Raw genomic sequence first — 11,785 nt, 5'->3', positions numbered from 1 at the left:
TAAAAGGAGGGCAATTTATGAAAGGAAAGAAGATAATTGCTTTATTATTGGCAATGACAATGGGAGCATCCCTTGCTGCATGCGGCGGCGGTGGTGATTCCAAAGGCGGAGACAGTGCAAAAGGAGAAGAAGGCGGAAAAGATGCTGAACAGTATATCAATACATATTTAGCTTCTGAACCGACAACACTTGACGTAAGCCGTCGTTCAGATTCATATTCAAGTGATATTCTCATGAACTGTCTGGAAGGTCTGATCCGTATTGAGCAGAGAGACGGAGAATACAAGATCATGCCAGGTGATGCAGAATCATGGGAGACAAGTGAAGACGGTACAGTCTGGACATTCCATCTTGGAGAAGACAGAAAATGGGATGACGGAGAACCGGTAACAGCAGATCAGTATGTATATTCTCTTCAGAGAAGTGCAGATCCGGCAACAGGATGTCCGAATGCATATTTCCTGACACCAATTAAAAACTATGATCAGGTATCTACAGGGGCAAGCCCGGTTGAAGAATTAGGTGTAAAAGCTGTAGATGAGCATACATTAGAGATTACATTAAATGCAGCAATGCCAAGTTTCCTGGAGAGCTGTGATGCAAGTATCTACTATCCACAGAGAAAGGATAAAGTAGAGGCAGCAGGAGATCAGTATGGTGCAGAAGCTGATACACTTGCTTATAACGGACCATTCAAATTAGAGTCCTGGACACATAACAGTGAAATGAAAATCGTGAAGAACGAAGAATACTGGGATGCTGAGAATGTAGATCTGGACTATGTAAATTACCAGATTATTACAGATACAGCAGCAGTAGCGAATGCATTTGATGCTGGACAGCTTGATGTAATGAGTGCATCTTCTGCTGAGATGGTTGAGAAATACAAAGCAGATTCCAGCCTGAAATATACAAAGATTTCCGGTGGTAATATTACATTTGCTTTCTTTAACACAACAGATAAATTATTCTCTAACAAGAATGTACGTAAGGCATTCGTAATGGCAGCAGATCAGGAAGAACTGAATGACATGGCATACAGCAACCTGAGAGAGCCATTATATGGATGGATCGCTCCGGCACTTTCTGTAGAAGGAAAGAGCATGAGAGAAGAAGCAGGAGACACAATCAGCGAACAGAGAAAAGAGATGGAAGCAGAAGGAAAGACTCCAAAGGATATCCTGATCGAAGGTATGGAAGAGTTAGGATTAGGAAATGATCCGAAGAAACTGGATGTAACATTCTCACTTGGTGGTACAGATGAGTGGTTCCATACATTTGGCGAGTACTTACAGCAGATGTACAAAGAACAGCTTGGTATCGATCTGAAGATTGAATTTGCTGACTGGTCTATCTTTGAGAGCAACCTGCAGTCTGGTAACTATCAGATTGGTATGATGGGATGGGGCGCTTACTACAACGATCCATATGATATGTTAAGTATTCATTTGTCTAATGCAAACCAGATTTATACAGGATGGTCTAACGAAGAGTATGACAAGCTTACAAGAGCTGGCGTTATTGAATTAGATCCGGAGAAACGTATGCAGGATTACATTGCAGCAGAGAAGATTCTGTTAGATGAATATGTAACAGATCCATTTGCAACAACTGTAGTACACCAGTTTACAAGAGACTTTATGCATGATAAATATGCTGAGTACGGACAGGAGAACCTGTACTTTACTCATCCGGGATGGAAGAACGTTTACACATCTGGCAGATAGCAACTGAATATGAGACGGGTTATTATAGACTTGCTGTAATAGCCCGTCTTTTAAATGATTCAGTCGCCTGATAAGGAGGAAAAATTCGTGGTAAAATATGCATTGAAACGAATCGGTTATATGTTTTTGACATTGTTCGCAATTGCGACAATTACCTTTTTCTTAATGAGAAGTATTCCGGGTGATCCGCTTGCAAGTATGGCAAGGACATTGCCGGAACAGACAAAAGCAAACTACTATGCAAAATATGGTTTGGATAAACCGCTGTTTACACAGTATCTGTTGTACATGAAAGGACTTGTGACATTCGATCTCGGAGAGAGTATCGTATTTCCTGGCCGTTCTGTTGCAGGTGAAATCGCAAGAACATCACCAGTATCCGCTTCTGTCGGAGGTACTGCCTTGATTATCGGTACTTTGATCGGTGTGTTCCTCGGTGTCATCGCAGCTCTTAAGAAAAATCAATGGCCCGACTATATTGTTATGTTTATTGCCATACTCGGCGCCACCATACCGGTCTTTGTGCTGGCATCAGTTATGCAGTATTTCTTTGCGGTAAAACTGGGAGTGCTTCCGGCATCCGGTTATGGTAAACCAAATCAGATGATCCTTCCGGTAATCGTATTGAGCTTTGGTTCAATTGCAACGTATGCACGTTACATCAAATCCAGTATGCTTGATACATTAAACCAGGATTATGTACTGACAGCGAGAGCGAAAGGCTTAAGTGAACGTAAGATTATTACACGTCATGTACTTCGTAACTCTTTAATTCCGGCAATTACCATTTTCTCAAGCAGTATCGTTGGTGTATTTACAGGTGCGTTCGTAACAGAGAAAATGTTCTCAATCCCGGGAATCGGATTCTACTATGTAACATCTATCAACAATCAGGATTACTCTATGGTTATGGGTACAACTGTATTTTATGCAGTACTCTTCATTGTAATGCAGCTTATTGTTGACTTCGTTTACATGATCGTCGATCCGCGAATCCGGGTAACGTCTGACTAATTATCGGAGGTAAAGTTATGCAGAATATAGCGAAAGAAAAATTCCAGATTATTGGAATTCAGGAAAATGAGATGGAGGCTATCGCGAGACCGCGGGTAAGCTATCTAAAAGATGCATGGCGCCGTCTCCGTCAGAATAAAGTTGCGACAGTAGCTTTATTTGTATTATTACTTATTGTAATTATGGTTATCATCGGACCAAAGCTTAGCGGTTACGCATTTGAGGAAGTGGATAAGACAGCGAGAAACCTGTCTCCAAATGGTAAGCACTGGTTTGGTACTGATAAATTAGGACGAGATATCTTTGCTCGTGTATGGATCAGTGGTCGTGTATCTCTGACAATCGGTGTTGTTGGTGCATTGATTTCTGCGGTGCTTGGATGTATTTACGGTGGTGTTGCAGCGTATTTCGGCGGTAAGGTAGATACATTTATGATGCGTATCGTTGAGATCCTCATCAGTGTTCCTTACCTGATCGTTGTTATCGTACTTTCTCTTGTACTTGACAGTAAAGGATTATTTACATTGCTGCTCGCCATGTGTATTACCGGATGGTGCGGTATGGCGCGTCTTGTGCGTGCGCAGATGCTGGCGATTAAGAGCGAAGAATTTATTCTTGCAGCGCAGGCGCTCGGTGTAAAACCGTGGAAGATTATCATGCGCCACATGATTCCAAATACACTCAGTAATGTTATCGTAGCAATTACATTTGACATTCCGGGATACATTTTCTCAGAGGCATTCTTAAGTTTTATCGGACTTGGTATCCAGCCTCCGAACACAAGCTGGGGTGCACTTGCATCTGCTGCACAGCCGCAGCTGCAGTTTTATCCGTATCAGTTGTTCTTCCCGGCATTTATGATCGCACTTACAATGCTTTGCTTTACATTATTAGGTGACGGTCTGCGTGATGCCCTGGATCCAAAATTGAGAAAGTAGGAGTTGCAATATGGAAAAAATATTAGATGTTCAGAATTTACAAGTATCGTTTAATACATATGCCGGAGAAGTAAAAGCAGTTCGCGGTGTCAGCTTTGAGCTGAATGCCGGTGAGACACTTGCGTTTGTAGGAGAATCCGGATGTGGTAAGACGGTTACAGCAAAAGCAATTATGCGTCTTCTTCAGCCGCCGTTTGCTGTAATCAAAGATGATTCCGTAATCATGTATCGTGACAAAGATGTTATGAAGATGTCTAAAAAAGAACTTCAGGAATACCGTGGAGATGAAGTTAGTATGATCTTCCAGGATCCAATGACTTCTTTGAACCCGACCATGACAATCGGAAAACAGATTATGGAAAGTTTGATCCTTCACCGGGGATTGGATAAGAAGCAGGCACGCGAGGAAGCAATCCATATGTTGGAACTCGTAAGAATCCCAGATGCCGCAAAACGTGTTGATGCATATCCGCATCAGTTATCAGGAGGAATGCGTCAGCGTGTTATGATCGCTATCGCACTGTCCTGTAACCCGTCTCTTCTGATTGCCGATGAGCCGACAACAGCGCTGGACGTTACAATTCAGTCACAGATTATGGAGCTGCTCGGAGATTTGAAGAAAGAGTTAAATACAGCGATTATTCTTGTAACACATGACCTCGGTGTTGTAGCAGACTTTGCAGACCGAATCCAGGTTATGTATGCAGGCCAGGTGATTGAGCGTGGAACTGCAAGAGAAATCTTCTACGATGCAAAGCATCCTTATACATGGGCTCTGTTATCATCTGTTCCAAGACTTGATACAGAGAACAAACAGGAACTGTACGCATTGAAGGGAACACCGCCGGATCTTCTTATGAAGATGGAACGTTGTCCATTTGCAGCAAGATGCGAATACTGCATGGGAATCTGTAAAGAAGCAATGCCGGAAGAGACGGACGTTACAGGAACTCATAAAGTATCCTGCTGGCTGCAGCACCCGGATGCACCGCAGGTAAAATCATTCTACGATAAACAAAAAGAAAGCAAACAGAACGAGGAGGTGTAGAGACATGAGTGAGAAGTTGATCGAAGTTAAAAATCTTTGTAAATATTTCCCGGTTGGAAAGAAGAAAACACTGAAAGCAGTGGACAATGTCAGTCTCTACATTAAAAAGGGTGAGACACTTGGTCTTGTTGGAGAGTCTGGATGCGGTAAGACAACTTGCGGACGTACTGTATTAAAATTATATGAGCCAACTTCCGGAGAAGTAATCTTTAACGGAAAAGACATCAGCAAATTAAAAGGAAAAGATCTTCTGGATTTCAAACAGAAGGCACAGATGATTTTCCAGGATCCATACTCTTCTCTTGATCCACGTATGACAATTGGAGAAATCATTGCAGAAGGTATGGATGTGCATTGTAATTACAGTGCAAAAGAAAAAGATGAGAAAGTAAAAGAACTTTTAAAGAGTGTTGGTCTGAATGAAGACTTTGCAAACCGTTTTTCACATGAGCTTTCAGGAGGACAGCGTCAGCGTATCGGTATTGCCCGCGCGTTAGCTGTCAATCCGGAATTTATCGTATGTGATGAGCCGATTTCTGCTCTTGACGTATCCATTCAGGCACAGGTTGTCAACCTGCTGATTAAGCTTCAGAGAGAAAGAGGTCTGACATATTTATTTATTTCTCATGACCTTTCTATGGTGCGTCATATTTCTGACCGTGTTGGTGTTATGTACCTCGGAAGTCTTGTAGAAATAACAGGAAGTAAGGAAATTTTTGACAATCCGGCGCATCCATATACAAAGATTCTGATGTCTGCGATTCCGATCGCCGATCCGGATGCAAATGAAAAAATGACACGTCTGAAGATTCAGGGAGAGGTGCCAAGCCCGATCAATGCACCAAGCGGATGTAAATTCCGTACAAGATGTCCATATGCTACAGATATCTGTGCACAAGAACGCCCGGAACTTCAGGAAATTGCTCCTGAGCATTTTGTTGCATGTCATCATTGCAAAGACATTTAAGCATAAGGAGATAGAGAGAAAATGTTAACTGAGAATATGATTGAAAAGATACTGGATGAAGCAGTAACGCGGGGAGCAGATTTTGCAGAGGTCTTTGAGGAGAACAGTCTTTTTGAAGAGACAGTTGCAACTCAGGAGAAGGTAGAGCAGAGTGTGCAGGGACGCGAAAGCGGTGTTGGAATCCGTATCTTTAAAGGTTTGAATTGCTACTATGGCTATACAAACCGGAAAACGGAAGAAAGTTTAAAAGAATTGACAAAGCGTCTGACAAAGGCGATGCGTCAGAAAGAGGCTTCCAAAATCATTCTTGGGGAAAAGAACATTTATACAATGGCCCCGACGGTTCTGATGCCGTCCGGGCTTTCTTTTTCCAGGAAAATGGAGCCGGTACAGACAGCGATCCGTGCAGGAATGGATTATGATGAAGAGATTGTCCGTATGCGCGTAAAACTGACTGATATGGAACAGCAGATTCAGATTGCCAACAGTGAAGGGCTGTTTGCAGAAGATACAAGAGTGAAGACGCGTCTGTATATCGGAGCATTTGCCCAGAACGGTACAGATGTACAGAATGGATATTTTGGTCCGGGAGCTATGCAGGGGCATGAATATTACGATAAAATCGATGTAGAAGCATGTGCGAGAGAAGCTGCACGTCAGGCAAAAGTCGTACTCCATTCAGAACCATGTCCGGGAGGACGTATGAGTGTTGTTGTTGATAATGGATTCGGAGGTCTTCTCTTCCACGAGGCCTGCGGACACAGTTTGGAGGCAACTGTAATCGCTAAGAATTCTTCAGAGTTCTGTGGAAAGCTTGGCAAGAAAGTTGCATCAGATGTGGTAACGTTGATTGATGACGGTTCTATTGATGGAGAGTGGGGATCACTTCACATTGATGATGAGGGTACGCCAACTCAGAAAAATATTCTGATTGAAAATGGTATTTTGAAGAGCTATATGGTAGATCGGTTGAATGGTATGCGTGCAGGTCTTGCACCGACAGGTTCTTCCAGACGCCAGAACTATAAATTTGCACCGGTAGCCCGTATGACAAATACTTATATTGCTCCGGGTAAGAGTACTCCGGAAGAAATCATTGCTGCGACAGAGAGAGGGCTTTATGTAAAATCTATTATTGGCGGTTCTGTAGAATCTGCGACAGGTGACTTTAACTTTAGTACAGGTGAATGTTATCTGATTGAAAACGGCAAAGTGACGACTCCGGTCCGCGGCGCTACATTGATTGGAAACGGCGGAACAGTTCTGCAGAACGTGGACATGGTGGCAGGAGATTATGATCTGCGTCAGGGATACTGCTATGCATCAAGCGGCGCTCTCTTTATCGGAGCAGGTCAGCCGACGATCCGCGTAAGTAATATGACAGTAGGAGGGATTCGATAATGGTGGAGAAATTTATTGAGGAATTTACGAAAGCCGCACATGAACGTGGAATCCGGAATCTGGAATTTTATGCGGAATCTGTGCAGTCCGCATCAGTAAATATTTACGAAAAACAGCCGGAATTCCAGACAGAAAGTGATGTGGAGGCGTGCTATGTCGAAGGAGAATATCAGGGGTATAAAGGATATATTTATGCCGAAGATTTTTCTGAGGAATATTTGGAGGAGAAGCTGGATCAGTTCTGTGAAATTGCTGAATATTTGAAAGAACCTTATGAAGCAAAAGAGCTTGGCAATTGTACATGTCAGAAAGAATTTGAACTTTCAGGTGTGGAACATATGACGGAGCAGCTGCTTCAGACCGTGGAAGCGTGCGAAGGAATTCATCCGGATTTTAATAAGTTTTCTCATTTATCTGCAAGGGAGACGATTCGTCGGATCGTAATCCAAAATGACCGTGGAGGACGCATGGAAGATGCGGTTAAATTTGCCGGTGTTTATGTGGGAGCAGAGGCTGTGAAAATGATGCAGTACAGACATCCGGGGGCGAAGATGTGAAAGGATCTGCAGGAGAACTGAAGATGGAAGCAGTGGCAAGAGAAGCTATTGAAGAGGCATGCAGCTTGTTGGGAGCATCTCCGGTAGAGACGAAGAAATATCCGGTCATCTTAAAAAACAGTGTTATCTGTGAGATGTTATCTATGTATCTTCCTCCTTTGGGGCGGATACTGTGCGGAAAAATATCAGTAAACTGGCAGGACAGGCAGGAAAAGAAGTAGCATCTGAGATTGTAAATCTGGTAGAAGATCCGGAAGGTCTCAATGCGAGAAGCTTTGATGATGAAGGAACGCCGACGGTAAAGAAATATCTGATCAGAGACGGAATTCTTGGAGAATATTTGTACAATCAGGCAGAGGCGCTTCTGGCAGGAAAGAAATCCACAGGAAATGGGTTCAAATCCAGTTATCGAAGTGTTCCGGCAATTGGGGTAACAAATCTAAAACTGATCGGAGAAGAAAAATCAAGAGAGATGCTGATCGAAGAACTGCAGGATGGCCTATATATTACAGCCTGTGACGGCATGTTTGCCGGAGCAGATCCGGTAAGCGGAGATTTCTCTCTGATTTCAAAAGGATATCTTGTGAAAAATGGAAAGCTGGATCGCGCAGTGAACCAGATTGCAGTAGCAGGTAATTTCTATGATATGCTGAAAAATATTCGGGGTATTGCAAACGACTATCTCGTAACAGGAGGAGCCGAAGGAATCTTTGAAGCTCCATCTGTATCTGTCGGAGAACTTGTTGTGTCTGGTAAATAGTGAGGAGAAAAGCAGGGGACTGGAGAAACAGTTTCCTGTTTTTTTCTGTTCGAAGAGAAAAGGAAGTGATATAATAACAAAGGAGATGACGAAGCTTGGAGGAGAATAACATGGATCATACAGAGCAGATAAAGAGATTAAAAGAGAATATAGGAAGTGTTCTTGTAGGCAAAGAAAAACAGACACGGTGGCTTCTGACAGCGCTTCTGGCAAGAGGCCATGTGCTTCTTGAGGATGTTCCGGGAACGGGGAAAACAATGCTTGCCAAGTCGCTGGCGCAGTCGGTGGAAGCAAAATATCACAGGGTTCAGTTCACACCGGATCTGCTGCCGTCAGATTTGCTTGGATTAAATTACTATAATCAAAAAGAAGGAATATTTACTTTTAAAGAAGGACCGGTGTTTAGTAATATTCTTTTAGCGGATGAAATTAACCGGGCGACGCCGAGAACACAGTCCAGTCTTCTGGAATGTATGGAAGAGCAGCAAGTAACGGTGGACGGAAAGACTTATATGCTGGAGGCTCCGTTTTTTGTTATTGCAACACAAAATCCGATTGAAACAGTAGGAACGTTTCCGCTTCCGGAGGCTCAGCTTGACCGCTTTCTGATGAAGTTTTCTCTTGGAAATACGAAAGCGGAAGAAGAAATGGAAGTGATCAAACGGTTTCTTTACGGCAATCCATTTCAGAAATTGGAGCCGGTATGCGAAACAGAAGAGATTCTTGTGCTTCAGAAAGAAGTGCAGGAAGTATTTCTCCATGAGGAACTGATGGAGTATATTGTGAAGATCGTAATGGCAACAAGAACACATAAACAAATTTTTACAGGTGTCAGTACGAGAGGGACACTTGCACTTGTACGTGCAGCAAAAGCGCTGGCCTATGTGAATGGACGGAGGTTTGTGACGCCGGAAGAGATAAAAGAGTTGGCAGTTCCTGTTCTGGCGCACCGTATTTCTCTCCAGAAGGGGGAAGGGAGAAGACGTCCGGAAACTGTTATGGAAGAGATTCTTGAAGGAATTCCGGTACCGACGGAAGATTGGAGTCATTAGAAGATGTGGATGATGATGTTAGAAATGCTTGCGGCTGCCGGAATTGCTTTGTGGCTGCAACAGAAATTTTTTCAAATATATTCGAGACGGGGGCTGTCGGCGGAAGTATATTTTGATGAAGAAGAATTAAACGCAGGAGAGAAATCAACTATCTCTATCATTGTGACCAATCGAAAAAATATCCCGCTCAGTGCAGTCAGTCTTGCATTTCGTGTAGATAAGACGATCCGTTGTCTGGAAGAGGAAAATAGCGCGGTATCGGATTATACTTATCGGTATGATGTGTTTTCTATAGGAGGATATGAAAAAGTAAGACGGGTAGCTCCTATTCTCTGTCAGAAGAGAGGGTATTATGAGATTCAGGATCTGGAATTATCTACAAGCGATCTGTTTTATCGAAAACAGTTCCATAAAGAATGTCATTCCGATTCCGTGCTTTATGTCTATCCGGCGGCAGTTCCGGCAGAGTTGTCGGAGAAAGCGGCGAGGAAGATTTATGGTGAAGTGACAGCGAGGCGTTTTCTGGTCGAAGATCCATATGAATTCCGGGGATTGCGAGAATATCAGCCATATGATGAAATGCGCTATATTAACTGGAAAGCTTCTGCACGCTGTACAGAGCTGATGGTAATGCAGAAAGGAAGTATGTCAGACCAGAAAGTTGTGATTCTTTTGAATGCGGCAAGTGATGACGGGGATAACCGTATCCTTGTGGAAAAGGGGATTTCGATTGCTTATGCACTGGCAGAGCATTTGATCAGAGAGGGAATACAGACGGGGTTGATTTCGAATGGGAGAGACCGTTTAGACGGCAAAACGATCTATTTGGAGGCAGGGGCTGCCAGAAGTCATGTAGAGGCTATCGGCCGCTGCCTTGCCAGACTTACGGAAACATCGGATCAGACCTCTTTTGCATCCTGTATCAAAGAGCGGATTCTCAGTGAAGAGAATCAGGATACGGTGTATGTTGTAATCAGTGAAGTACGGAATCGAAATGCAGTGGCAGACTTTCCAAAGCTTGCAGAAGTATGTGAAGGTTCTCAAATGATTCTTGTGAAACGGATTGATGACAAGACAGAAGATCTGGAGCAGCTTTCCGAAAATATTATGATGTGGGAGGTGCCTTATGCATAGCAGAACAAGTACAAAATTATCCAACCGCATGTATAAGAAATGGGTAGAACGCTTTCGGATGCCGTTCCATGTAGGAGTTGGAATCGTATGCATATTTCTATACCTGATTCTTGATAATATAAAAACAGCGGTGCCGCCTGCGGCTGCACTTTGGATTTTCGGTATTAATTTTATTATTGCTCTTGTGCAGTGGAATCATCACCGGCTATATCGGTTCGCTAATTCCAACCGTTATATGAAAGGAATTCCGGAGAAAAAACTTCAGGTAATTAACGGGATGTATCTTCTTGTTTTTTCATTACTAATTGGTGGAATAACATTTCTTTTTATGCAGCTTCCGCTCATGGAGATCGGTACGTCTATTGCAATCCGGCTGCGGGATTTGCTTCGGTTTATTTTCAGTGGATTTGCTAAAACCGCTATAAGCTCTTCAGCGGGAGAAGAAGCCGGAATGAATATGGGGATGATGGATTATTTTGCTGATCTGAGAGGAGATGCGCCTGTTAATACGGCGTTTGGAAGATTTCTGGAAAAAATAATGATTGTGTTTGGGATTGTGCTTACCTGTATTCTTGTTGTGTATACATTTGTAACGATTTACCGAAAAATATGGGAAAAAGTGCGGTTTCAGTTTGATGACGAAGTGCTGAAAATTGAAAAAGATGAAAAAACAGTTCAGATGCAAAAAAAGCCGATTTCATTCAAAAATAGATTTCAAAGAGATGCAGCGTCACAGTTTCGGAAACATTACCGAAAAATGATCCGACGGCGTCTGAAGAAAGGAAGTAATGTTAATCCGGCATGGACGCCTGAAAAAATCGAAGCATTTGTCGGATTGGCCGGCGAAGAAGGCAATCAGAAAATCCATGAAATGTATGAATGCATTCGGTATGGGAGAAAAGAAGAATTTGATGAAAGAGAAGCTGAGAAACTTCAGCAGAATATGAGATAAAAAAAATCCCGCTTGCGGGACAATGTCATTAAGTTAATTTAAAAATTAAAAAAAGCAGAATGCAAGTAGGTAAAATCTCACTTGTATTTTGCTTTTTTCATTTTGTTATCTGTTTTTTTGCACGGCAAACAGACAGATGGATTGTACATCTGTCTATAATCCTATATAATGATGAATGGTTATGCTACCCTGTATAGAAAACTTACTGACGCCTGAGGTTTGACTTTCCGAGGGT

The 11,785-nt window shown here is 42.8% G+C and carries 12 protein-coding genes; all 12 read left to right on the top strand.

Annotation, left to right across the window (positions count from 1 at the left end; translation table 11 throughout):
• The first annotated feature begins 17 nt into the window (after window positions 1-17).
• The 12 genes from DWX73_RS08365 to DWX73_RS08310 all read left to right on the top strand — a co-directional run bounded on the left by DWX73_RS08365 (window position 18) and on the right by DWX73_RS08310 (window position 11,550).
• Complete coding sequence (locus tag DWX73_RS08365) at window positions 18-1,727, top strand: peptide ABC transporter substrate-binding protein (RefSeq protein WP_158556840.1); 1,710 nt, start codon at window positions 18-20, stop codon at window positions 1,725-1,727.
• A gap of 87 nt (window positions 1,728-1,814) precedes the next feature.
• Window positions 1,815-2,741, top strand: a complete 927-nt coding sequence (locus DWX73_RS08360; protein WP_118348371.1) for an ABC transporter permease — start codon at window positions 1,815-1,817, stop codon at window positions 2,739-2,741.
• Window positions 2,742-2,758: 17 nt separating this feature from the next.
• Window positions 2,759-3,679 carry an ABC transporter permease gene (locus DWX73_RS08355; RefSeq protein ID WP_118348370.1) on the top strand — a complete coding sequence of 307 codons (921 nt, stop codon included), beginning with the start codon at window positions 2,759-2,761 and terminating at the stop codon, window positions 3,677-3,679.
• A gap of 10 nt (window positions 3,680-3,689) precedes the next feature.
• A complete protein-coding gene (locus DWX73_RS08350; RefSeq protein ID WP_118348369.1) occupies window positions 3,690-4,727 on the top strand; it encodes an ABC transporter ATP-binding protein in 1,038 nt (345 codons plus the stop codon).
• A 4-nt stretch (window positions 4,728-4,731) separates the two neighbouring features.
• Window positions 4,732-5,694, top strand: coding sequence for an ABC transporter ATP-binding protein (locus tag DWX73_RS08345; protein WP_118348368.1), 963 nt, complete (start codon window positions 4,732-4,734; stop codon window positions 5,692-5,694).
• Between the two features lie 21 nt (window positions 5,695-5,715).
• The gene (locus DWX73_RS08340) at window positions 5,716-7,095 is read left to right on the top strand and encodes a TldD/PmbA family protein (RefSeq protein WP_118348367.1); all 1,380 of its coding nucleotides are present in this window, start codon (window positions 5,716-5,718) and stop codon (window positions 7,093-7,095) included.
• Window positions 7,095-7,652 (top strand): hypothetical protein, encoded by a 558-nt coding sequence (locus DWX73_RS08335; RefSeq protein WP_118348366.1) that lies wholly within the window; start codon window positions 7,095-7,097, stop codon window positions 7,650-7,652. Before DWX73_RS08340 ends, DWX73_RS08335 begins: the two co-directional genes overlap by 1 nt.
• Window positions 7,649-7,873, top strand: coding sequence for a hypothetical protein (locus tag DWX73_RS08330; RefSeq protein WP_118348365.1), 225 nt, complete (start codon window positions 7,649-7,651; stop codon window positions 7,871-7,873). The genes DWX73_RS08335 and DWX73_RS08330 overlap by 4 nt, the downstream gene beginning before the upstream one ends.
• Complete coding sequence (locus DWX73_RS08325) at window positions 7,825-8,412, top strand: metallopeptidase TldD-related protein (RefSeq protein WP_158556839.1); 588 nt, start codon at window positions 7,825-7,827, stop codon at window positions 8,410-8,412. The genes DWX73_RS08330 and DWX73_RS08325 overlap by 49 nt, the downstream gene beginning before the upstream one ends.
• Window positions 8,413-8,522: 110 nt before the next feature.
• The gene (locus DWX73_RS08320; RefSeq protein ID WP_118348363.1) at window positions 8,523-9,464 is read left to right on the top strand and encodes an AAA family ATPase; all 942 of its coding nucleotides are present in this window, start codon (window positions 8,523-8,525) and stop codon (window positions 9,462-9,464) included.
• 9 nt (window positions 9,465-9,473) lie between these two features.
• Window positions 9,474-10,598, top strand: coding sequence for a DUF58 domain-containing protein (locus DWX73_RS08315; protein ID WP_158556838.1), 1,125 nt, complete (start codon window positions 9,474-9,476; stop codon window positions 10,596-10,598).
• The gene (locus DWX73_RS08310; RefSeq protein WP_118348361.1) at window positions 10,591-11,550 is read left to right on the top strand and encodes a hypothetical protein; all 960 of its coding nucleotides are present in this window, start codon (window positions 10,591-10,593) and stop codon (window positions 11,548-11,550) included. Before DWX73_RS08315 ends, DWX73_RS08310 begins: the two co-directional genes overlap by 8 nt.
• Window positions 11,551-11,785: the final 235 nt, after the last annotated feature.

Source organism: Coprococcus sp. AF21-14LB (assembly GCF_003458885.1).
Taxonomy (GTDB): Bacteria; Bacillota; Clostridia; order Lachnospirales; family Lachnospiraceae; genus UBA9414.
Note: the sequence above shows the minus strand (reverse complement) of the source record. Positions and strands in the feature narration are given on the sequence as shown.

Coding starts and splice junctions, on each gene's coding strand:
- DWX73_RS08365 (WP_158556840.1), top strand. CDS start 18: ATGAAAGGAAAGAAGATAATTGCTTTATTATTGGCAATGACAATGGGA.
- DWX73_RS08355 (WP_118348370.1), top strand. CDS start 2,759: ATGCAGAATATAGCGAAAGAAAAATTCCAGATTATTGGAATTCAGGAA.
- DWX73_RS08350 (WP_118348369.1), top strand. CDS start 3,690: ATGGAAAAAATATTAGATGTTCAGAATTTACAAGTATCGTTTAATACA.
- DWX73_RS08345 (WP_118348368.1), top strand. CDS start 4,732: ATGAGTGAGAAGTTGATCGAAGTTAAAAATCTTTGTAAATATTTCCCG.
- DWX73_RS08340 (WP_118348367.1), top strand. CDS start 5,716: ATGTTAACTGAGAATATGATTGAAAAGATACTGGATGAAGCAGTAACG.
- DWX73_RS08335 (WP_118348366.1), top strand. CDS start 7,095: ATGGTGGAGAAATTTATTGAGGAATTTACGAAAGCCGCACATGAACGT.
- DWX73_RS08320 (WP_118348363.1), top strand. CDS start 8,523: ATGGATCATACAGAGCAGATAAAGAGATTAAAAGAGAATATAGGAAGT.
- DWX73_RS08315 (WP_158556838.1), top strand. CDS start 9,474: ATGATGATGTTAGAAATGCTTGCGGCTGCCGGAATTGCTTTGTGGCTG.
- DWX73_RS08310 (WP_118348361.1), top strand. CDS start 10,591: ATGCATAGCAGAACAAGTACAAAATTATCCAACCGCATGTATAAGAAA.